The 20,708-nt window shown below is 67.9% G+C and carries 30 protein-coding genes; 29 read left to right on the plus strand and 1 reads right to left on the minus strand.

What is annotated here, in order from left to right:
* Positions 1–376: 376 nt before the first annotated feature.
* The 23 genes from rpsJ to map all read left to right on the plus strand — a co-directional run bounded on the left by rpsJ (position 377) and on the right by map (position 12,900).
* Positions 377–685: a 30S ribosomal protein S10 gene (gene rpsJ, locus ACFTQE_RS06570; RefSeq protein ID WP_017201594.1), complete on the plus strand. Its 309-nt coding sequence runs from the start codon at positions 377–379 to the stop codon at positions 683–685.
* Between the two features lie 8 nt (positions 686–693).
* Entirely contained in the window at positions 694–1,350 is a 657-nt protein-coding gene (gene rplC / locus ACFTQE_RS06575) for a 50S ribosomal protein L3 (protein WP_332062636.1), read from the plus strand.
* A gap of 3 nt (positions 1,351–1,353) precedes the next feature.
* Positions 1,354–2,013, plus strand: a complete 660-nt coding sequence (gene rplD, locus ACFTQE_RS06580; protein ID WP_375835185.1) for a 50S ribosomal protein L4 — start codon at positions 1,354–1,356, stop codon at positions 2,011–2,013.
* Positions 2,010–2,315 (plus strand): 50S ribosomal protein L23, encoded by a 306-nt coding sequence (gene rplW, locus ACFTQE_RS06585; protein WP_056010886.1) that lies wholly within the window; start codon positions 2,010–2,012, stop codon positions 2,313–2,315. Before rplD ends, rplW begins: the two co-directional genes overlap by 4 nt.
* 17 nt (positions 2,316–2,332) lie before the next feature.
* A complete protein-coding gene (gene rplB / locus ACFTQE_RS06590) occupies positions 2,333–3,172 on the plus strand; it encodes a 50S ribosomal protein L2 (protein WP_074260107.1) in 840 nt (279 codons plus the stop codon).
* A gap of 12 nt (positions 3,173–3,184) precedes the next feature.
* Positions 3,185–3,466: a 30S ribosomal protein S19 gene (gene rpsS, locus ACFTQE_RS06595; RefSeq protein ID WP_056010880.1), complete on the plus strand. Its 282-nt coding sequence runs from the start codon at positions 3,185–3,187 to the stop codon at positions 3,464–3,466.
* A gap of 25 nt (positions 3,467–3,491) precedes the next feature.
* Entirely contained in the window at positions 3,492–3,857 is a 366-nt protein-coding gene (rplV, locus tag ACFTQE_RS06600) for a 50S ribosomal protein L22 (protein WP_074260108.1), read from the plus strand.
* Positions 3,857–4,609 carry a 30S ribosomal protein S3 gene (gene rpsC, locus ACFTQE_RS06605; RefSeq protein WP_056010873.1) on the plus strand — a complete coding sequence of 251 codons (753 nt, stop codon included), beginning with the start codon at positions 3,857–3,859 and terminating at the stop codon, positions 4,607–4,609. The genes rplV and rpsC overlap by 1 nt, the downstream gene beginning before the upstream one ends.
* 2 nt (positions 4,610–4,611) lie before the next feature.
* Positions 4,612–5,031, plus strand: a complete 420-nt coding sequence (gene rplP, locus ACFTQE_RS06610) for a 50S ribosomal protein L16 (protein ID WP_056010870.1) — start codon at positions 4,612–4,614, stop codon at positions 5,029–5,031.
* Positions 5,031–5,360 carry a 50S ribosomal protein L29 gene (gene rpmC, locus ACFTQE_RS06615; RefSeq protein WP_074260109.1) on the plus strand — a complete coding sequence of 110 codons (330 nt, stop codon included), beginning with the start codon at positions 5,031–5,033 and terminating at the stop codon, positions 5,358–5,360. Before rplP ends, rpmC begins: the two co-directional genes overlap by 1 nt.
* A 2-nt stretch (positions 5,361–5,362) precedes the next feature.
* A complete protein-coding gene (rpsQ, locus tag ACFTQE_RS06620) occupies positions 5,363–5,665 on the plus strand; it encodes a 30S ribosomal protein S17 (protein WP_375835182.1) in 303 nt (100 codons plus the stop codon).
* A gap of 33 nt (positions 5,666–5,698) precedes the next feature.
* Positions 5,699–6,067 (plus strand): 50S ribosomal protein L14, encoded by a 369-nt coding sequence (gene rplN / locus ACFTQE_RS06625; RefSeq protein WP_056010861.1) that lies wholly within the window; start codon positions 5,699–5,701, stop codon positions 6,065–6,067.
* Between the two features lie 2 nt (positions 6,068–6,069).
* A complete protein-coding gene (gene rplX / locus ACFTQE_RS06630) occupies positions 6,070–6,429 on the plus strand; it encodes a 50S ribosomal protein L24 (RefSeq protein WP_056010858.1) in 360 nt (119 codons plus the stop codon).
* Entirely contained in the window at positions 6,429–7,016 is a 588-nt protein-coding gene (gene rplE, locus ACFTQE_RS06635; protein ID WP_056010855.1) for a 50S ribosomal protein L5, read from the plus strand. The genes rplX and rplE overlap by 1 nt, the downstream gene beginning before the upstream one ends.
* Before the next feature lie 129 nt (positions 7,017–7,145).
* A complete protein-coding gene (gene rpsH / locus ACFTQE_RS06640) occupies positions 7,146–7,544 on the plus strand; it encodes a 30S ribosomal protein S8 (RefSeq protein ID WP_056010852.1) in 399 nt (132 codons plus the stop codon).
* Between the two features lie 4 nt (positions 7,545–7,548).
* Positions 7,549–8,085 (plus strand): 50S ribosomal protein L6, encoded by a 537-nt coding sequence (gene rplF, locus ACFTQE_RS06645; protein ID WP_376924303.1) that lies wholly within the window; start codon positions 7,549–7,551, stop codon positions 8,083–8,085.
* Positions 8,086–8,087: 2 nt separating this feature from the next.
* On the plus strand, positions 8,088–8,447 hold the full coding sequence (gene rplR / locus ACFTQE_RS06650; protein ID WP_056010846.1) for a 50S ribosomal protein L18: 360 nt from the start codon (positions 8,088–8,090) through the stop codon (positions 8,445–8,447).
* The gene (gene rpsE / locus ACFTQE_RS06655; RefSeq protein ID WP_375854776.1) at positions 8,444–9,145 is read left to right on the plus strand and encodes a 30S ribosomal protein S5; all 702 of its coding nucleotides are present in this window, start codon (positions 8,444–8,446) and stop codon (positions 9,143–9,145) included. Before rplR ends, rpsE begins: the two co-directional genes overlap by 4 nt.
* Positions 9,145–9,330 (plus strand): 50S ribosomal protein L30, encoded by a 186-nt coding sequence (gene rpmD / locus ACFTQE_RS06660; protein WP_375835177.1) that lies wholly within the window; start codon positions 9,145–9,147, stop codon positions 9,328–9,330. Before rpsE ends, rpmD begins: the two co-directional genes overlap by 1 nt.
* Positions 9,330–10,013 carry a 50S ribosomal protein L15 gene (gene rplO / locus ACFTQE_RS06665; protein WP_375835176.1) on the plus strand — a complete coding sequence of 228 codons (684 nt, stop codon included), beginning with the start codon at positions 9,330–9,332 and terminating at the stop codon, positions 10,011–10,013. Before rpmD ends, rplO begins: the two co-directional genes overlap by 1 nt.
* Before the next feature lie 114 nt (positions 10,014–10,127).
* Complete coding sequence (secY, locus tag ACFTQE_RS06670) at positions 10,128–11,450, plus strand: preprotein translocase subunit SecY (RefSeq protein ID WP_376924304.1); 1,323 nt, start codon at positions 10,128–10,130, stop codon at positions 11,448–11,450.
* Positions 11,447–12,064 carry an adenylate kinase gene (locus ACFTQE_RS06675; RefSeq protein ID WP_376924305.1) on the plus strand — a complete coding sequence of 206 codons (618 nt, stop codon included), beginning with the start codon at positions 11,447–11,449 and terminating at the stop codon, positions 12,062–12,064. Before secY ends, ACFTQE_RS06675 begins: the two co-directional genes overlap by 4 nt.
* Positions 12,065–12,072: 8 nt before the next feature.
* Entirely contained in the window at positions 12,073–12,900 is an 828-nt protein-coding gene (gene map, locus ACFTQE_RS06680) for a type I methionyl aminopeptidase (RefSeq protein WP_376924306.1), read from the plus strand.
* Between the two features lie 27 nt (positions 12,901–12,927).
* On the opposite strand, the gene ACFTQE_RS06685 is transcribed toward map, so the two are convergent.
* The gene (locus tag ACFTQE_RS06685) at positions 12,928–14,829 is read right to left on the minus strand and encodes a BglG family transcription antiterminator (RefSeq protein WP_376924307.1); all 1,902 of its coding nucleotides are present in this window, start codon (positions 14,827–14,829) and stop codon (positions 12,928–12,930) included.
* Between the two features lie 207 nt (positions 14,830–15,036).
* On the opposite strand from ACFTQE_RS06685, the gene ACFTQE_RS06690 reads away from it, so the two are divergent.
* The 6 genes from ACFTQE_RS06690 to ACFTQE_RS06715 all read left to right on the plus strand — a co-directional run bounded on the left by ACFTQE_RS06690 (position 15,037) and on the right by ACFTQE_RS06715 (position 20,547).
* Positions 15,037–15,348 carry a PTS sugar transporter subunit IIB gene (locus ACFTQE_RS06690; RefSeq protein ID WP_376924308.1) on the plus strand — a complete coding sequence of 104 codons (312 nt, stop codon included), beginning with the start codon at positions 15,037–15,039 and terminating at the stop codon, positions 15,346–15,348.
* An 88-nt stretch (positions 15,349–15,436) separates the two neighbouring features.
* Entirely contained in the window at positions 15,437–15,703 is a 267-nt protein-coding gene (locus tag ACFTQE_RS06695; protein ID WP_375835166.1) for an HPr family phosphocarrier protein, read from the plus strand.
* Positions 15,704–15,745: 42 nt separating this feature from the next.
* The gene (gene ptsP / locus ACFTQE_RS06700) at positions 15,746–17,428 is read left to right on the plus strand and encodes a phosphoenolpyruvate--protein phosphotransferase (protein ID WP_376924309.1); all 1,683 of its coding nucleotides are present in this window, start codon (positions 15,746–15,748) and stop codon (positions 17,426–17,428) included.
* Positions 17,429–17,447: 19 nt separating this feature from the next.
* A complete protein-coding gene (locus tag ACFTQE_RS06705; protein ID WP_376924310.1) occupies positions 17,448–18,947 on the plus strand; it encodes a PTS mannitol transporter subunit IICB in 1,500 nt (499 codons plus the stop codon).
* An 11-nt stretch (positions 18,948–18,958) separates the two neighbouring features.
* On the plus strand, positions 18,959–19,399 hold the full coding sequence (locus tag ACFTQE_RS06710) for a PTS sugar transporter subunit IIA (protein ID WP_376924311.1): 441 nt from the start codon (positions 18,959–18,961) through the stop codon (positions 19,397–19,399).
* Complete coding sequence (locus ACFTQE_RS06715) at positions 19,396–20,547, plus strand: mannitol-1-phosphate 5-dehydrogenase (protein ID WP_376924312.1); 1,152 nt, start codon at positions 19,396–19,398, stop codon at positions 20,545–20,547. Before ACFTQE_RS06710 ends, ACFTQE_RS06715 begins: the two co-directional genes overlap by 4 nt.
* The last annotated feature ends 161 nt before the right edge of the window (positions 20,548–20,708 follow it).

The following is a 20,708-nucleotide window of genomic DNA, read 5'->3' on the forward strand; positions in this document are numbered from 1 at the left end:
TTGTGGCAAACTCGTTGAGTTCAACATTTCGAACGCGTGCACTCGTGCGCGCTGATCGGATCACTGTCAGGCAGTGCATAACCACCCGGCTCACCTCGTTCCAACGGGGCTCACGCAGGGGTCAGGTTAGGCCGCAGGCAGGAGAACAGACAATCCGACACACACAACGCCATGGGCGACCATGTCTGCGTGCGCGCCGGTGGGCTCGAAGGTCGAGCGTGTCGAGAGCACCGCCCCGGTCTCACCGGGCGGGTGGTTTCGACAGGCTCGATCACCGGCCTTTGACAGAAGAACAGTGGTGCTTCACACGGAGTAGCTACGCGGCGTCCGATGCCCTCGGAAGGGGTAAGACGCCTTGACAGAGAGAGAGTCAGCAATGGCGGGACAGAAGATCCGCATTCGACTGAAGTCGTATGACCACGAGGTCATCGACACCTCGGCACGCAAGATCGTCGACACGGTGACCCGCGCGGGTGCCACGGTCGTCGGTCCGGTGCCGCTTCCGACGGAGAAGAACGTGGTGTGCGTCATCCGCTCGCCCCACAAGTACAAGGACAGCCGCGAGCACTTCGAGATGCGCACCCACAAGCGCCTCATCGACATCGTGGACCCGACGCCCAAGGCCGTCGACTCGCTCATGCGACTCGACCTGCCGGCCGACGTCAACATCGAGATCAAGCTCTGAGGTAACAGATGTCTTCCGCTACCAAGAACGTGAAGGGTCTGCTCGGCACCAAGCTCGGCATGACCCAGGTGTGGGACGAGAACAACAAGCTCGTGCCCGTGACCGTCATCGAGATCGCACCCAACGTGGTCACCCAGCTCCGCACCGTCGAGAACGACGGCTACGAGGCTGTGCAGATCGCTGCAGGCGCCATCGACCCGCGCAAGGTCAACCAGCCCGCGACCGGCCACTTCGCCGCCGCAGGCGTGACCCCCCGTCGCCACCTGACCGAGGTCCGCACCGCGGACGCCGCGTCGTACTCCCTCGGCCAGGAGCTCCCCGTCGAGGGTGCCTTCGAGGCCGGCCAGCTCGTCGACGTCGTCGGCACGAGCAAGGGCAAGGGCTTCGCCGGTGTCATGAAGCGCCACAACTTCAAGGGTGTCTCCGCTTCGCACGGTTCGCACCGCAACCACCGCAAGCCCGGTTCCATCGGTGCCTCGTCGACGCCCAGCCGCGTCTTCAAGGGCATGCGCATGGCCGGCCGCATGGGTGGCGAGCGCGTGACCGTGCTCAACCTCCGCGTGCACGCCGTCGACGCCGAGAAGGGCCTGCTGCTCGTCAAGGGCGCGGTTCCCGGTGCTCGCGGCCGTCTCGTTTTCGTCCGCAACGCAGTGAAGGGGGCGTAGTCCATGGCTACCGCCAACACCATTGACGTGCTCGACGCGACCGGCAAGAAGTCCGGCTCGGTCGAGCTGCCCGCCGAACTCTTCGACGTGCAGACCAACGTCCCGCTCATCCACCAGGTCGTCGTCGCCCAGCTCGCAGCAGCGCGCCAGGGCACGCACAAGACCAAGACCCGCGGCGAGGTTTCCGGCGCCGGTCGCAAGCCGTTCAAGCAGAAGGGCACCGGCCGCGCCCGTCAGGGTTCGATCCGCGCTCCTCAGATGACCGGCGGTGGCATCGTTCACGGCCCGCAGCCGCGTGACTACTCGCAGCGCACGCCCAAGAAGATGATCGCAGCGGCCCTCCTCGGCTCGCTCTCCGACCGCGCTCGCGGCGGCCGCGTCCACGCGGTCACGGCCTTCACGGCCAGCGAGACGCCGAAGACCAAGGAAGCCGTCTCGCTCCTCGCAGCGATCGCTCCGGCCAAGCGCTTCCTCGTCGTGCTCACGCACGGTGAAGAGCTCTCGCAGCGCGCGGTTCGGAACATCCCGACCGTGCACGTGCTGCGCGTCGACCAGCTGAACGCCTACGACGTGCTCGTCTCGGACGACATCGTCTTCAGCACCGCTGCCCTCGAGTCCTTCGTGGCCTCGAAGACGGCGAAGAAGGAAGAGGTCTCGGCATGACCGCCGCCGCGAACAACAAGGACCCGCGCGACATCATCATCGCGCCCGTCGTCTCGGAGAAGAGCTACGGCCTGATCGACGAGGGCAAGTACACGTTCATCGTGGACCCCCGTTCGAACAAGACCGAGATCAAGCTCGCCATCGAGAAGATCTTCAACGTCCAGGTGGCGTCGATCAACACCCTGAACCGCCAGGGCAAGACCCGCCGTACCCGGTTCGGCATGGGCAAGCGCAAGGACACCAAGCGCGCGATCGTCACCCTCAAGTCCGGCTCGATCGACATCTTCACGGCTGTCGGCTAGGGAGCAGAGGAATAAGAATGGCTATTCGTAAGTACAAGCCCACGACTCCCGGTCGTCGCGGTTCGTCGGTCGCCGACTTCGCGGAGATCACTCGCTCCACGCCTGAGAAGTCGCTGCTCCGCCCGCTGCCGAAGACCGGTGGTCGCAACAACCAGGGCCGCATCACGACGCGTCACATCGGTGGTGGCCACAAGCGCCAGTACCGCGTGATCGACTTCAAGCGCAACGACAAGGACGGCGTCAACGCCAAGGTCGCTCACATCGAGTACGACCCCAACCGCACCGCGCGCATCGCGCTGCTGCACTTCGTCGACGGCACCAAGCGCTACATCCTGGCTCCGAACAAGCTGTCGCAGGGCGACATCGTCGAGTCGGGTCCCGGCGCCGACATCAAGCCCGGCAACAACCTGCCGCTGAAGAACATCCCCACCGGTACCGTGGTGCACGCCATCGAGCTGCGCCCCGGCGGCGGTGCCAAGATGGCACGCTCGGCCGGAGCATCCGTTCGCCTCGTTGCGAAGGACGGCCCCTACGCCCAGCTGCGCCTGCCCTCGGGCGAGATCCGCAACGTCGACGCGCGCTGCCGCGCGACCGTCGGCGAGGTCGGCAACGCCGAGCAGTCGAACATCAACTGGGGCAAGGCCGGCCGCATGCGCTGGAAGGGCGTCCGCCCGACCGTCCGCGGTGTCGCCATGAACCCGGTCGACCACCCGCACGGTGGTGGCGAGGGCAAGACGTCCGGTGGACGTCACCCCGTCAGCCCCTGGGGCCAGAAGGAAGGCCGCACGCGCAAGCGCGACCTCCCCAGCGACAAGCTCATCGTTCGCCGCCGTAACGTCGGCAAGAAGCGCAAGTAGGAGTTGTAGAAGATGCCACGCAGTCTGAAGAAGGGCCCCTTCGTCGATGACCACCTGCTTCGCAAGGTGATCACGGCGAACGAGGCCGGCAGCAAGAACGTCATCAAGACCTGGTCGCGCCGCTCGATGATCATCCCGGCCATGCTGGGTCACACCATCGCGGTGCACGACGGTCGCAAGCACATCCCGGTGTTCGTCACCGAGACCATGGTGGGTCACAAGCTCGGCGAGTTCGCCCCCACCCGCACCTTCCGTGGACACGTGAAGGACGACAAGAAGGGCCGTCGCCGCTAAGCGGTGACGTGAAGGAGGAGAAGAAATGGTGGAGTCGATCGCACGCGTGCGACACATCCGCGTCACCCCCATGAAGGCCCGCCGCGTCGTCAACATGATCCGCGGCCGCCAGGCACAGGAGGCACTCGCCATCCTGAAGTTCGCCCCCCAGGGTGCGAGCGAGCCGGTGTACAAGCTCGTCGCCTCGGCCATCGCGAACGCTCGCGTCAAGGCCGATGCCACGAACACCTACCTGGACGAGCAGGACCTCTACATCAGCCGCGCATTCGTCGATGAGGGCACCACCCTCAAGCGATTCCAGCCGCGCGCTCAGGGTCGTGCCTTCCGCATCAACAAGCGAACGAGCCACATCACCGTCGTGCTCGCCACGCCCGAGGAGGGTACGAAGTAATGGGTCAGAAAGTAAACCCGTACGGCTTCCGTCTCGGCATCACCACCGACCATGTGTCGCGGTGGTTCTCCGACTCGACGAAGCCCGGTCAGCGCTACGCCGACTACCTTGCAGAAGACATCAAGATCCGTCGACTGCTGCAGACGTCGCTCGACCGTGCCGGTGTCTCGCGCATCGAGATCGAGCGCACCCGCGACCGTGTCCGCGTGGACATCCACACGGCTCGTCCCGGCATCGTGATCGGCCGCCGCGGCGCCGAGGCCGAGCGCATCCGCGCCGACCTCGAGAAGCTCAGCGGCAAGCAGATCCAGCTGAACATCCTCGAGGTGAAGAACCCCGAGGCCGACGCTCAGCTCGTCGCTCAGGGCATCGCCGAGCAGCTCTCCGCTCGTGTGGCATTCCGCCGCGCGATGCGCAAGGGCCTGCAGGGTGCTCAGCGCGCCGGCGCCAAGGGCGTCCGCATCCAGGTCTCCGGCCGCCTCGGCGGCGCCGAGATGAGCCGTTCGGAGTTCTACCGCGAAGGCCGTGTGCCCCTGCACACCCTCCGCGCGAACATCGACTACGGCTTCTACGAGGCGAAGACCACCTTCGGCCGCATCGGTGTGAAGGTCTGGATCTACAAGGGCGACATCACCAACAAGGAGCTCGCCCGCGAGCAGGCCAACCAGAAGTCGTCGCGCCCCGAGCGCAGTGACCGTCCCCGCCGTGCGCCCAAGGCGCAGGAGCCGGTGGCAGCAGGAGTTGAGGCATAACCATGTTGATTCCCCGTCGAGTCAAGTACCGCAAGCAGCACCACCCCGGCCGTTCGGGCCACGCCACCGGCGGCACGAAGGTCACCTTCGGTGAGTTCGGCATCCAGGCGTTGACCCCCGCGTACGTGACCAACCGTCAGATCGAGTCCGCTCGTATCGCCATGACGCGTCACATCAAGCGTGGCGGCAAGGTGTGGATCAACATCTACCCCGACCGTCCGCTCACGAAGAAGCCGGCCGAAACCCGCATGGGTTCCGGTAAGGGTTCGCCCGAGTGGTGGGTCGCGAACGTCAAGCCGGGTCGAGTCCTCTTCGAGGTCTCCGGCGTCTCCGAGGAACTCGCTCGTGAGGCCATGACCCGTGCCATCCACAAGCTGCCCCTCAAGGCACGCATCATCAAGCGCGAGGAGGGCGACGCATAATGGCCGTCGGCACCAAGGAGCTCAGCCCCGTCGAGCTCGACACCTTTGAAGACGAGCGACTCGTCGACGAGCTGAAGAAGGCCAAGGAAGAGCTGTTCAACCTGCGCTTCCAGTCGGCCACGGGTCAGCTCGAAAGCCACGGCCGCCTCCGGGCGGTCAAGCGCGACATCGCGCGCATCTACACGGTCATCCGCGAGCGCGAACTCGGCATCCGGGCAACGCCCGCGCCGGTCGAGGTTCCGGTCAAGGCCGAGAAGAAGACGAAGAAGGCCAAGGCCGAGGCATCCGCTGATGCTGCAGCCGAGGTCGAAGAGACGAAGGAGGCCTGATCATGGCTGAGACCAAGAAGGCTTCGGCCGAGGTCGACACCGCGGCCGAGCTCGTCCGCGGCTACCGCAAGGTTCGTCGCGGCTACGTCGTCAGCGACAAGATGGACAAGACCATCGTCGTCGAGGTCGAGGACCGCGTGAAGCACCCGCTGTACGGCAAGGTTCTGCGCCGCACCTCGAAGGTCAAGGCTCACGACGAGCTGAACACCGCCGGCATCGGCGACCTCGTCGTGATCAGCGAGACCCGTCCCCTTTCCGCCACGAAGCGCTGGCGCCTCGTCGAGATCGTCGAGAAGGCCAAGTAAGCCCCGGGCTTACTTGAAAGAAGGAGATTCAAAGTGCTTCAGCAGGAATCACGAGTCAAGGTCGCCGACAACACCGGCGCCAAGGTGCTCCTCACGATCCGCGTGCTCGGTGGCTCGAAGCGCCGGTACGCCGGCCTCGGTGACACCATCGTCGCGACCGTCAAGGACGCGATCCCCGGCGGCAACGTCAAGAAGGGCGATGTGGTCAAGGCCGTCATCGTCCGCACCGTCAAGGAGACCCGTCGTCCCGACGGCTCCTACATCAAGTTCGACGAGAACGCCGCAGTGATCCTGAAGAACGATGGTGACCCCCGCGGCACCCGTATCTTCGGACCGGTCGGTCGCGAGCTCCGCGACAAGAAGTTCATGAAGATCATCTCGCTGGCACCGGAGGTTATCTAGTCATGGCCAACATCAAGAAGGGTGACCTCGTTCAGGTCATCTCGGGCCGCAGCCAGGCTCGCGGCGGAGATCGCGGCAAGCAGGGCAAGGTCCTCGAGGTGCTCGTCGCCGAGAACCGCGTCGTCGTCGAAGGCATCAACTTCGTGACGAAGCACGTTCGCGTCGGCCAGACGCAGCGCGGCTCGAAGACCGGCGGCATCGAGACCGTCGAGGCCCCGATCCACGTCTCGAACGTCGCGCTCGTCGACCCCGAGTCGAAGAAGCCGACCCGCGTCGGTTTCCGCATCGAGACCGTGACGAAGGACGGCGTCGACAAGACCGTCCGCGTCCGTTACGCAAAGAAGTCAGGTAAGGACCTGTAATGACCGACACGGCTACGCAGGCTGGCAAAATCCAGCCGCGCCTGAAGACCAAGTACCGGGACGAGATCTCGAAGGCCCTCACCGAGGAGCACGGCTACACCAACGTGCACCAGGTTCCGGGTCTCGTGAAGATCGTCGTGAACATGGGTGTCGGCGAGGCCGCACGCGATGGCAAGGTCATCGACGGCGCGATCGCCGACCTCACCAAGATCACCGGCCAGAAGCCGCAGGTCACGAAGGCTCGCAAGTCCATCGCGCAGTTCAAGCTGCGCGAGGGACAGCCCATCGGCGCGCACGTCACCCTCCGTGGCGACCGCATGTGGGAGTTCCTCGACCGCCTGCTCTCGCTCGCACTGCCCCGTATCCGCGACTTCCGCGGCCTCTCGGACAAGCAGTTCGACGGCACCGGCAACTACACCTTCGGTCTCACGGAGCAGTCGATGTTCCACGAGATCGACCAGGACAAGATCGACCGCGTCCGCGGCATGGACATCACTGTGGTGACCACCGCCAAGACGGACGAAGAGGGCCGCGCGCTGCTCAAGCAGCTCGGCTTCCCCTTCAAGTCGGCCGACGCCGCCAACTGAACCACGGATGCTGCGGGCTCGCGCCCGCAGCATCCGATCCGGTCCTCCGCATCCGCGGGAGACCGACACCACAGGTCATCGCTCGTGTAACGGGCGCTGAAACCTGGTGAACGTAAGGAAATACTCGTCATGACGATGACCGACCCGGTCGCTGACATGCTGACCCGTCTGCGGAACGCGAACTCCGCACACCACGACTCCGTGTCGATGCCCAACTCCAAGCTCAAGGCGAACATCGCCGAGATCTTGAAGAAGGAGGGCTACATCGCGGACTTCGAGCTGACTGACGCTCGCGTGGGCAAGACGCTCACGCTGCAGCTCAAGTTCGGCCCCAACCGCGAGCGTTCGATCGCTGGCATCAAGCGCGTCTCCAAGCCCGGCCTCCGCGTCTACGCGAAGTCGACGGAGCTCCCCAAGGTGCTCGGCGGCCTCGGCGTTGCCATCCTGTCCACCTCCAGCGGTCTGCTCACCGACCGTCAGGCCGAGAAGAAGGGCGTAGGCGGAGAAGTCCTCGCCTACGTGTGGTAGTTCCATGTCACGAATCGGACGTCTCCCCATCGACATCCCCGCGGGCGTCGAGGTCAAGATCGACGGCCAGGCCGTTTCGGTGAAGGGCCCGAAGGGCGAGCTCGCGCTCACCGTCGCCGCCCCCATCGAGGTCAAGCTCGAAGAGAACCAGGTTCTCGTCACCCGCCCCGACGACGAGCGCACCTCGCGCTCGCTGCACGGCCTCACGCGTACCCTCATCGCCAACCAGATCATCGGCGTGACCCAGGGCTACAGCAAGGCACTCGAGATCGTTGGAACCGGTTACCGCGTCGCGCAGAAGGGCTCGTCGCTCGAGCTCGCGCTCGGTTTCTCGCACCCCGTCGTCGTCGACGCACCCACCGGCATCACGTTGACCGTCGAGGGCAACAACAAGATCACGGTCGCGGGCATCGACAAGCAGGCGGTCGGCGAGGTCGCCGCGAACATCCGCAAGATCAAGAAGCCCGAGCCGTACAAGGGCAAGGGCATCCGCTACGCCGGCGAGGTCGTGCGTCGCAAGGCCGGAAAGTCAGGTAAGTAATCATGGCTGTGAAGACCAAGACGGCTGCGCGTTCGCGCCGCCACACCCGCCTTCGCAAGAAGGTCGTCGGCACCGAGCTGCGTCCGCGCCTCGTCGTCACCCGTTCGGCACGTCACGTGTTCGTCCAGGTCGTCGACGACAGCAAGGGCCTGACCGTCGCCAGCGCCTCGACCATGGAGGCAGACCTCCGTGTGTTCGACGGTGACAAGACCGCCAAGGCCAAGAAGGTCGGCGAGCTCGTCGCAGAGCGTGCGAAGAAGGCCGGCATCGAGTCCGTCGTCTTCGACCGCGGCGGCAACAAGTACGCCGGTCGTGTCGCAGCGATCGCCGATGGAGCGCGAGAGGCAGGGCTCAACCTGTGAGCGAGAACACTACGAAGGAGACCGAGGTGACCGCAGAAGCACCCGTCGAGACGGCAGCAGCTTCGGAGCCGGCTCGGAACGAGCGCGACAACCGTCGCGGTGGCGGTCGTGACCGCAACCAGGGTGGCCGCGACCGCGGTGGCCGTGACGCCGACAAGAGCCAGTTCCTCGAGCGCGTCGTGACCATCAACCGCGTGTCGAAGGTCGTCAAGGGCGGCCGTCGCTTCAGCTTCACGGCGCTCGTCGTCGTGGGTGACGGCAACGGACTCGTCGGCGTCGGCTACGGCAAGGCCCGCGAGGTCCCGACCGCGATCTCGAAGGGCGTCGAGGAGGCGAAGAAGAACTTCTTCCGCGTTCCTCGCGTCGGCGCGACCATCCCGCACCCCGTCCAGGGTGAGGCTGCAGCCGGCGTCGTCCTGCTCCGCCCCGCTTCGGCCGGTACCGGTGTCATCGCCGGTGGTCCCGTGCGTGCGGTGCTCGAGTGCGCCGGCATCCACGACGTGCTGAGCAAGTCGCTCGGTTCGTCGAACACCATCAACATCGTGCACGCCACGGTCGCCGCCCTGCAGCAGCTCGAAGAGCCGCGTGCAGTCGCAGCCCGTCGTGGCCTCGCCTACGACGAGGTCGCTCCGGCCCGTCTGCTGCGTGCCGAGGCCCAGGCGGCAGAGTCCGCCGCAGCAGCGAAGGCAGGTGCCTGATGGCCAAGCAGCTGAAGGTGACCCAGATCAAGTCCAAGGTGAGCGAGAAGCAGTACCAGCGCGACACGCTGCGCAGCCTCGGACTCAAGCGCATCGGTGACTCGGTGGTTCGCGAGGACAACTCGCAGAACCGCGGCTACGTGAACACCGTCGCGCACCTCGTGAAGGTTGAGGAGATTGACTAATGGCTGACGAGAAGAAGGACGTCGCCGCCGAAGCCCCCAAGAAGGCTCCGGCGAAGAAGACGGCCGACAAGCCCGCCGCCGCGAAGGCAGCCCCCAAGGCTGCTGCCGAGAAGAAGGCCCCCGCCAAGGCCGCAGCAGCGAAGGCCGACTCGGCCGACGCCGCCAAGGCTCCGGCGAAGAAGGCCCCCGCGAAGGCTGCACCCGCCAAGAAGGCCGCCCCCAAGGCGGACGTCGCTGAGAAGCGCGAGCAGGTGCTGAAGGTCCACCACCTCCGCCCCGCTCCCGGTGCCAAGAAGGACAAGACCCGCGTCGGACGCGGTGAGGGTTCGAAGGGCAAGACGGCAGGTCGCGGTACCAAGGGCTCGAAGGCTCGCAACAACATCCGCCCCGGGTTCGAGGGTGGCCAGCTTCCGTACCACATGCGTGCGCCGAAGCTCCGCGGCTTCAAGAACCCGTTCCGCGTCGAGTACCAGGTCGTGAACCTGGAGAAGCTCGCCGAGCTCTACCCGAAGGGCGGCGACGTCACGATCGCCGACCTCGTCGAGAAGGGCGCCGTTCGCAAGAACGAGCGCGTCAAGGTTCTCGGCAACGGCGACATCCAGGTGAAGCTCACCGTCGCGGTCGACAAGGTCTCCGGCTCGGCTGAGCAGAAGATCGTCGCCGCCGGCGGCTCGGTCAAGTAGACCGGAACAGCACCGATTGCACGAGCCAGTCGGGACCTCGCGTATGATTCACGGGGGTCTCGACTGGCTCGAGCCGCATATGGACTGACTCCACACGGAGCAACAGGAGGACGAGTGTTCAACGCCATCGGGCGGATCTTCCGCACGCCGGATCTTCGCCGCAAGCTCGGGTTCACGCTGGGCATCGTCGCCCTGTTCCGGCTGGGTTCGTTCATTCCCGCGCCGTTCGTGGACTTCGGCAACGTCCAGGCGTGTCTCGCCGCGAACCAGGCAGGCGCTGCGGGGCTCTACGACCTCGTGAACCTGTTCTCGGGCGGCGCGCTGCTCCAGCTGTCGATCTTCGCGCTGGGCATCATGCCCTACATCACGGCGTCGATCATCGTGCAGCTGCTGCGCGTGGTGATCCCTCACTTCGAGACGCTCTACAAAGAGGGTCAGGCCGGTCAGGGCCGCCTCACGCAGTACACCCGCTACCTGACGATCGCGCTCGGCGTGCTCCAGTCGACGACGCTCATCACGGTCGCCCGCTCCGGCGCGCTCTTCCCGTCGGGTGCCCCCGAGTGCTCGCAGCTCATCACGAACGACGCCTGGTACGCGATCCTGCTCATGGTGATCACCATGACCGCCGGTACCGGCCTCATCATGTGGATGGGCGAGCTCATCACCGAGCGCGGCATCGGCAACGGCATGTCGCTCCTCATCTTCACCTCGATCGCCGCGACCTTCCCCGGCTCGCTCTGGGCCATCGGCATCGCCCGCGGCTGGGACGTCTTCGCGATCGTGCTCGCCATCGGCCTGCTGGTCGTGGTCGCCGTGGTCTTCGTCGAGCAGTCGCAGCGGCGCATCCCGGTGCAGTACGCGAAGCGCATGGTCGGCCGGCGCACGTACGGCGGCAACAACACGTACATCCCGATCAAGGTCAACATGGCCGGCGTCGTGCCCGTCATCTTCGCCTCGTCGCTGCTGTATCTGCCCGCACTCATCGCGCAGTTCAACACGCCGGCCGCCGGCGAGACGCCGCAGCCGTGGGTCGTGTGGATCACGAACAACCTCACGCAGGGCGGCCACCCGCTCTACATGCTGATGTACTTCCTGCTCATCGTCGGATTCACGTACTTCTACGTGGCGATTACGTTCAACCCCGACGAGGTCTCCGAGAACATGAAGAAGTACGGCGGCTTCATCCCGGGCATCCGGGCCGGACGCCCCACCGCCGAGTACCTCGACTACGTGCTCACGCGCATCACGCTGCCGGGCTCGCTGTACCTCGGTGCGATCGCGCTGATCCCGCTGATCGCGTTCGCGGTCGTGGGCGCCGACCAGAACTTCCCCTTCGGCGGCGCTTCGATCCTCATCATCGTCGGTGTCGGCCTCGAGACGGTCAAGCAGATCGACGCCCAGCTCCAGCAGCGACACTACGAAGGACTTCTCCGATGACGGCTTCCGCAACCGGCTCAGCTCGCTTCCTGATCGTCGGGCCCCAGGGCTCCGGCAAGGGAACGCAGGGCGTGCTCGTCGCGGAGGCGTTCGGAGTGCCCCAGGTCGCCACCGGAGACATCTTCCGAGCCAACGTGGCCGGCGGCACCGAGCTCGGCAAGCGCGTGCAGGCGATCATCGAGGCGGGCGACCTCGTTCCCGACGAGCTCACGAGCGAGCTCGTGCGCGATCGGCTCGAGCAGCCGGATGCCGCGGGCGGCTTCCTCCTCGACGGCTACCCGCGCAACCGTGGCCAGGTCGACGACCTCGATGCGTTCCTCACGGCGCGCGGCGAGTCGCTCGACGCGGTCATCGAGCTCGAGGTGCCCCGCGAGGAGAGCATCGCCCGCCTGCGGCATCGCGCAGTCGAGCAGGGCCGCACCGATGACACCGAAGAGGTCATCGCGAACCGACTCGCGATCTACGAGCGGGAGACCGCCCCGATCCTCGACGTGTACCGCCCGCGCGGCATCGTCGTGCGCATCGACGGCGTCGGTTCGCTCGACGAGGTGACCGAGCGCATCTTCTCGGCTCTCGCCGCACGCGGACTCGCGCCCAACGGCGTCACCGCCTGAGCGCATCGGTGTTCCGTCGGTCGATCTACAAGTCGCCTGCCGAGCTCCGCTCGATGCGGGCCGCCGGTGAGCTGACCGCTGCGGCGCTCGCGGAGACGCGCCGGCTGCTCGTGCCGGGTGCGACGCCGCTCGAACTCGACGCCGCCGCCGAACGCGTGATCCGCGATGGGGGCGGGCGTCCGAACTTCCAGCTCGTTCCCGGCTACCGGCACACGCTCTGCGTCTCGGTCGACGACGATGTCGTGCACGGGATCCCCGGCGATCGCCCGTTCCGGGCCGGCGACATCGTCTCGGTCGACGGCGGTGCCGAGCTCGACGGCTGGAACGGCGATTCGGCGTTCACCGCGGTGCTGCCCGATGCCGCACGACCCGATGTCGTCGCCGCTCGCGGAGAGCTCAGCAGGGTCACCGAGCAGGCCTTGTGGGTCGGCATCGCCACCCTCGCCGGTTCGTCCCACCTCAACGAGGTCGGCGCCGCGATCGAGGAGTTCGTGCGGAGCGAGGGCGACTTCGGCATCCTCACCGACTACGTCGGCCATGGCATCGGACGGTCGATGCACGAGGAACCGCCGGTCTTCAACTATCGAGTGGATCGGCGCGGGCCGGCCGTGAAGCCGGGGCTCGTGGTGGCGATCGAGCCCATGATCGTCGCCGGCGCCATCGACACCTTCACGCGCGACGACGACTGGACCGTGACGACATCCGACGGCTCGGATGCCGCCCACTGGGAGCACTCGGTCGCGGTGCACGCCGATGGCATCTGGGTGCTCACCGCGCCCGACGGCGGCGCAGCGGGAATGGCGCCGTTCGGCGTGCGGCCGACGCCGATCGCCTGATCGCCCGGCACCGCTCCGGGCTGCGCGTCACGGCTCCATGAGCCGCGCGAGCACAGCGAGCAGCCCCGGATAGTCCGTGGCGTCGCTCACGAGCCGATCGATGTTCGCGCGATCGCTGAACGCCTCGACGAACTGGTCGAACAGTTCCTGGAAGCGGGCCCGTCCGTCCTCCGAGAACGCGATGAGGGCCACGACGTTGACCCGGGCGCCCGTCCACTCGATCGGCTCCTCGTCGATCGCGATCGCGATCGCGGTGCTGGCCGCCGACATCGTCATCGCGTGCGGCACCGCGAGGTGCTCGGTGAAGGCCGTCGAGGAGAGCCGCTCCCGTTCGAGGGCGGAATCGACATAGGCGTGGTCGATCACCCCGGCGTCGATCATGCGCTCGCCGAGCATGCGGATGACCGACTCGGGATCGTGCCCGCGGAGGCCGCGCACGAAGAGTTCGGGAGCGATGTACTCGGAGAGCGCGACGGCGAGGCGGGCTCGACGCCGCATGCTCCGGATGCCCGCCACCTCGGTGCGGATGCGCTCGAGATCGGCGTCGGTGGGAAACACCGCGACCCGTACGAAGTGCTCGACCGGCTGTGCGGGCTCCAGCACCGAGACGACGAGCTCGGCCTGGACGCGCGCCGGGTCGTCGACGGCATCGACGACGCCGACGAGCTCGATCTCGTCGGGGAACGCGGCACCGATGCGCTCCGCGAGGGTCAGGTGCACGTCGTGGTAGGCCGGCGCCACGATCATCACCCGCACGCGATCGGCGCTCGATCGCTGCCGGTCGAGATACGCGCCCACGTGCATCGCGATGTAGGCGATCTCGTCATCGTCGACGACGATGCCCTCGGCGAGCGAGAGCTCGTGCGCGATGTAGACCGACAGGTCGTAGATGAGCGGGTACGCCGACTTGATGGCGGCGGTGAGCGGATTCCGGGACGGGCGGCGCTCGGCCGAGCGGGCGACGAGGTTGTCGACGTGCAGGGCGAGCCGATCGATGAACTCGTCGTCGTCGAGGTCGACGAGGTACTCCTCGGCGGTGCGGCCGACGACGGCGCGCACGAGCTCGGCCCGCGATGAGGGCATCGGCCGCGAGGCATCCGCCGTCGCCAGCGAACGGGTGGCGGCCCGGTTGCCCAGCAACCTCGAGAGGTGGGCGAGTTCGGCGTCGCCGACGCGGGTGCCGAACGTCCGGCGGATGACCCGGTCGAGCAGCTGCCCGAGCGGAGCCTCTCCGTCGGCGGGCGCCCGCGGTGCCGGCTCATCGGCATCGAGGGGCCGGTTGCGGCCGATGCGGTCGACGGCGATGGCGATGTGCAGCAGCACGTCGTCCAGCGCGTAGGCGTTGGGCGCGTATCCGGCCGCGGCGAGTTCGGCGACGAGCGCCTCGCGGAAGGCCGGCAGTTCTGGGAACGCGGCGCGCAGGCCGTCGGCCCCTCGGCTGCCCCGGGCGGCCTCCTCGTGGAACAGCGAGGCGAGGAGCTTCCGCGCCGCCGACTCCGTTCCGCGCAGGCGCACGCGTTCGCCGCTCCGCACGAGCGAGAGGCCGCTGCCGGCCAGCCGCGCCCTGACGCGGCCGAGGTCGGCCTCGATCGTCGACTCGCTCACGTGGAACGCCTCAGCGGCCTCGTAGACGTCGATGCCGTCGCTCGCATCGACCAGCTCCCTGATCAGCTGCGAGACCCGGGCCGCGGGGAGGGCGCCGGCACCGGCGGAGCGTTGCGAGGAGGCGGCCGCCCATGCCGCACGATCGAGCCGGTATCCGAGCGGCCCGGACTCGACGATGAGCCTGCCCGCATCGGAGTTGGCGTTGGCGGCGTAGCTGCGGATGGTCCGAGGCGTCACGCCGAGGAGCGCGGAGAATTCGGCCGCGGTCGTCCACCCGGTGCGCTCGGCGAGCGCGGCGACGAGTCGCTCCCAGTTCTCGGCCACGGGTCCTCCTGCTGAGACGCCCGAACTCCGGACGGTGCACACAGTCAACCATCCGAGGCCGCCTCCCCGTTCGCGAGAACGGCTTCCGGGGGTGCGGAAGCGAGTGTGCTGGTGCGGTACCGGCCGACACCGCACAATCGAGGGGAGGACGGCGCAGTGCGAGCCGACGATCGACGGAGACCGCCAGGGCGGAGCGAGGAGGCACCCATGCGCATCATCGTCGTCTGCGGTGCCGGCGCCTCGAGCACCTTCGTCGCGATGCGGATCCGGCGTGCCGCCGACGCCCGGGGCATGAGCATCGAGGTGGCGGCGAGCGGGGAGTCGCAGCTGGCGACGACCCTCATCGGAGCGGACGTGCTGCTCGTCGGCGCCCACCTCGGAGATCGGCTCGCCGCGGTTCGCGAACGCGCGGCCGCGGCATCCGTCGACCTGGTCCTGCTCCCGGCCGATGCGGCCGTCGGCGCCGACCCGGATGCACTGCTCGAACTCGCACTCGCCTCGCGTGAGGCGCGATCGTGACCCGCCGTGCGGTGCCCACCGCTCCCTCATCCGCGGCGGGCGGCTATGGTGAACGAGGGAACGGATACTCGCGACGGGGGCCGGAAACATGCTGGAACGAACAGTTCGAATCGGATCGACGCACGGCCTGCATGCACGGCCGGCGAAGCTCTTCACCCAGGCCGTCGTCGCCTCGGGCGCCACGGTCACGCTCAGCAAGTCGGGCGGCAAGCCCGTCAACGCGGCGAGCATCCTCGGCGTCATCTCGCAGGGCATCGACCACGGCGACGAGGTCACCCTCGTCGTCGAGGGCGACGACGAATCGGCTGTGCTCGACTCGCTCGTCGAACTGCTCGGCACCGACCACGACGAATAGCGCGTGGCGTCCGTCTTCCTTCGAACTGATTCGAGAGGGCGAATGATGGAGATCACGGGTACGGGCATCGGCCAGGGGGTGGCCGTCGGCCAGGTCGTGCGCATGGCCGAGCGGCTGCCGGAGCCGGTCGACCGGCCGAGCCACCTCGACCCCGAGCGCGAGACGGAACGGGCGAAGGCGTCCCTGTCGGTCGTCGCCGCCGAACTCGCACGTCGCGGCTCGCAGGCGGGCGGCGCCGCGAAGGACGTGCTCGAGGCGCAGGCCATGATGGCCGAGGACCCGAGCCTCCTCGACGAGGTCGTGACGCGGCTCCAGGCCGGCAAGACCGCCGAGCGCGCCGTGTTCGAGGCGTTCGGCTCCTATCGCGACCTGCTCGCCGGCATGGGCGGTTACATGGGCGAGCGGGCCGCCGATCTCGACGACATCTCGCAGCGCGTCATCGCGCACCTCCTGAAGCTGCCGGCGCCGGGCGTGCCCGATCCCGGCCACCCGTTCATCCTGGTCGCGAGGGACCTCGCGCCGGCGGACACGGCGACGCTGGATCTCGACCAGGTGCAGGGCCTCGTCACGATCGACGGAGGACCGACCTCGCACACGGCGATCCTCGCCCGCGAGAAGTCGATCGTCGCGATCGTCGGGGCGACGGATGCCGCGAGCCTCGCCGACGGCGACACCATCGTCGTCGACGCCGAACGCGGCATCGTCCTCGCCGACCCCTCGGCGGAGGAGATCGCCTCGGCGAAGTCGAGGATCGCGGAGCGAGCGGTGCGTTCGAGCGCTCCGATCGTGCCCGGCGCCCTCGCCGACGGCACCGCGGTGCCGCTCCTCGCGAACCTCGGGTCGGCCGACGGCGCGGCCGAGGCGCTTCGGCTCGGAGCCGAAGGAGTGGGCCTGTTCCGCACCGAGTTCCTCTTCCTCGACGAGGACACTGCACCGAGCATCACCGACCAGCAGGCCCAGTACACGCGGCTGCTGACGGCGTTCGCCGGGAAGAAGGTCGTCGTGCGCGTGCTCGACGCCGGCGCCGACAAGCCGCTGTCGTTCCTGAACGACGCACATGAGGAGAACCCGGCGCTCGGGCTCCGCGGCATCCGTGCGCTGCGGCACTCCGAGGCGATCCTTCGCGAGCAGCTCACCGCGCTCGCCGCCGCCGATGCGGCGACCGACGCCGAGCTGTGGGTCATGGCGCCCATGATCGCGACCGTCGAGGAGACCAGGTACTTCACCGGGCTCGCACGGGAGCTCGGCATCCGCGTCGCAGGGGTCATGGTCGAGACGCCGTCGGCCGCCCTCGTGGCCGACCGGGTGCTCGCCGCTTGCGACTTCGCCTCGATCGGCACGAACGACCTCACGCAGTACACGATGGCCGCCGACCGGCTGCTCGGCACGGTCGCGAACCTCCAGAACCCCTGGCACCCCGCCGTGCTCCGCCTCATCGCGGACGTCGGGGCGGCCGGCGCCGAAGTCGGCAAGCCCGTCGGCATCTGCGGCGAGGCCGCCGCCGACCCGCTCCTCGCCGTCGTGCTCGTCGGGCTCGGAGCCACCAGCCTGTCGATGTCGCCATCGGCACTCGCAGATGTCCGCGCCTCCCTCGCGCGGTACAGCCTGAGCGACGCGAACGCGCTCGCCCGGGCAGCCCTGGCCGCTGAGGGAGCGGCCGAAGCAAGAGCGGCGGCAGTCGCCGTCGCGACCGAGATCACCTCGACCCGGGACACCGGGTCGTGACCACCAGAGAGGCACTGCCATGACAACGACGTCAGCGGACACGAAGCGGCCCGGGGGAGCCCGCGTCGCCGTCCAGAGGTTCGGCTCGTTCCTGTCGAACATGATCCTGCCGAACATCGCGGCCTTCATCGCCTGGGGCATCGTCACGATGTTCTTCATCCCGGCGGGGTTCACGCCGAACGAGTCGCTCGCCGAACTCGTCGGCCCGATGATCACCTACCTGCTGCCGTTGCTCATCGCCAACCAGGGCGGCCGGCTCATCTACGACACCCGCGGCGGCGTCGTCGCCTCGATCGCCACGGTCGGCGTGATCGTCGGCACCGACATCCCGATGTTCCTCGGCGCCATGATCATGGGCCCGCTCGCGGCGTGGCTCATGAAGCAGGTCGACCGCATCTGGGAGGGCAAGGTCAAGGCCGGCTTCGAGATGCTGGTCAACAACTTCTCGGCCGGCATCCTCGGCTTCGGTCTCGCGATCGTCGGCTACCTCGCATTCGGCCCCGTCGTCGAGTGGCTCAGCAACGCGCTCGAGGCGGCGGTCGACTGGCTGGTCGCCCTCTCGCTGCTGCCGCTCCTGTCGATCCTCGTCGAGCCCGGCAAGGTGCTCTTCCTGAACAACGCGATCAACCACGGCGTGTTCACGCCGATCGGCACCCAGCAGGCGTCCGAGACCGGCAAGTCGATCCTGTTCCTGGTCGAGGCGAACCCCGGACCCGGCCTCGGCATCCTCCTGGCGTTCACGTTCTTCGGCATCGGCATGGCGCGGGCGACCGCCCCGGCCGCGATCATCATCCAGTTCTTCGGCGGCATCCACGAGATCTACTTCCCGTACGTGCTCATGAAGCCGCTGCTGATCGTCGCGGCGATCGCCGGCGGCATGACGGGCGTCGCGACGAACGTCCTGTTCAACAGCGGCCTGCGGGCGCCGGCGGCGCCGGGCAGCATCATCGCGGTGATCGCCCAGACGGCGTCGGACAGCTACGTCGGCGTGATCCTGTCGGTCGTGCTCTCCGCGGGCGTCTCGTTCCTCGTCGCGGCGATCATCCTTCGCGCGAGTCGCAAGCGCGACCTCGCGAGGGAGGGAGCCGGCGACCTCTCCGCCGCGATCGCGCAGACCGAGGCGAACAAGGGCAAGGAGAGCGGCGTGCTGCACAACCTGCAGGCCGACGTCGCGGCAGCCGGCGGTGCACTGCTCGCCGAGGGCGAGGAGGCCGCCTTCGAGCGGAAGCCGATCCACACGATCGTGTTCGCCTGCGACGCGGGCATGGGCTCGAGCGCGATGGGCGCCACGGTGCTGCGCAACAAGATCAAGAAGGCCGGCATCGACAGCGTCGACGTCACGAACAAGGCGATCGCCAACCTCACCGACGACGTCGACCTCGTCATCACCCACCAGGACCTCACCGACCGGGCCCGACGGCAGTCGCCGAACGCCCTGCACGTCTCGGTCGACAACTTCATGAACTCGCCGAAGTACGACGAGATCGTGCACCTGCTGGAGTCCGAAGGCGTTCGCTGAAAGGAAAGCCCATGACCGAACAGATCCTCTCTCCCGAGAACGTGCGGCTCGCGACACGGGCCGCCGGTCGAGACGACGCGATCCGCGAAGCGGGACGCATCCTCGTCGACACCGGTGCCGTACGGCCCGAGTACCTCGACTCGATGCTCGAGCGGGAGGGATCCGTCTCGACGTTCATGGGCAACCTCCTGGCGATACCGCACGGCACGAACGAGGGCAAGGACGCGATCGTGCGATCCGCGCTCTCGTTCGTGCGGTACGACGAGCCGGTCGACTGGGGCGGCGAGCCCGTGCGCTTCGTCGTGGGCATCGCGGGGCTCGACAACGAGCACCTCGAGATCCTCTCCAAGATCGCGATCATCTTCTCCGACGACGACTCGGTGCAGTCGCTCGTCGACGCAGGGTCGGCCGAGGAGATCTACTCGCTGCTCTCGGAGGTCAACGACTCGTGAAGGCGGTGCATTTCGGTGCCGGCAACATCGGTCGCGGCTTCGTGGGGCTCCTGCTCCACGAAGCCGGCTACGAGGTCGTCTTCGCCGACGTCAACGCCGCGCTGATCGGCGACCTCGCCGAGGCGGACGCGTACACCGTGCACGAGGTCGGCGCCGGTGCGCGCGACCGGGTCGTCGACGGCTTCCGCGCGGTGAACAGCGCCACGGATGCCTCGGCGCTGGCCGCCGAACTCGCGACGGCGGACATCGCCACGACGGCCGTCGGCCCGACGATCCTCCGCTTCATCGCCCCGCACCTCGTGACGGCGCTGCGGTCGAGGGCGACGGATGCCCCGCCGCTCGCGATCATGGCCTGCGAGAACGCCATCAACGCGACCGACGTGCTGCGCGACGAGATGGTCGCGCTCGTCGATCCGGCCGAATGGCCCGCGCTCGCCGCTCGCGCGGTGTTCGCGAACACCGCGGTCGATCGCATCGTGCCCGCCCAGGCTCCCGACGCCGGTCTCGACGTCACCGTCGAGACCTTCTTCGAGTGGGCGATCGAACGCGGGCCGTTCGGCGACTCGCCGCCGGCGATCGCGGAAGCGCATTTCGTCGACGACCTGGCCCCGTACATCGAGCGCAAGCTCTTCACCGTGAACACCGGACACGCCGCCACGGCGTACCTCGGCTTCCTCGCCGGGCACGAGCGCATCAGCGACGCGCTCGCCGACGACGGCGTCGCGGTCGCCGTCGAGCGTGCGCTTGAGGAGACGTCTGCGCTCATCGTCGCCAAGCACGACTTCACCGAGGAGCAGCAGGCCGAGTACCGCGCGACGATCCTGCGACGGTTCGCGAACCCCGAGCTGCCCGACACGGTCGAGCGAGTGGGGCGGCAGCCGCTTCGAAAGCTCGGCCGGCGCGAGCGCTTCATCGCTCCGGCCGCGGAGCTCGCCGAACGCGGGCTGCCGGTCGACGGCCTGCTCGCCGCGGTCGGTGCCGCGCTGAGGTTCGACGTTCCGAGCGATCCCGAGAGCGTCGAACTGCAGGCGCTCGTCGGCACGGTGGATCCGGTCGCGTTCGTTCGCGACGTGAACGGCATCGACGCGGGTCATCCGCTGCAGCAGCAGCTCGTGCGGACCGTCGCGTCGTCCCAACGCGCCGGTTGACGCACCGGTTGACGGCGGGTCCGAGGCGTGCACCGGGCTCGACTGGCGAAAACGCTCGGAATCACCTAGAGTTGATCCTTGGTGTTCTGCACGCCTGCTTCGGCATGCCTGACGGCCCCTGATTCAGGGGAATTCAGCGCAGCGAGCAGAACCATCGCACG

The organism is Agromyces sp. NPDC056965, assembly GCF_042673425.1.
Lineage (GTDB): Bacteria > Actinomycetota > Actinomycetes > Actinomycetales > Microbacteriaceae > Agromyces.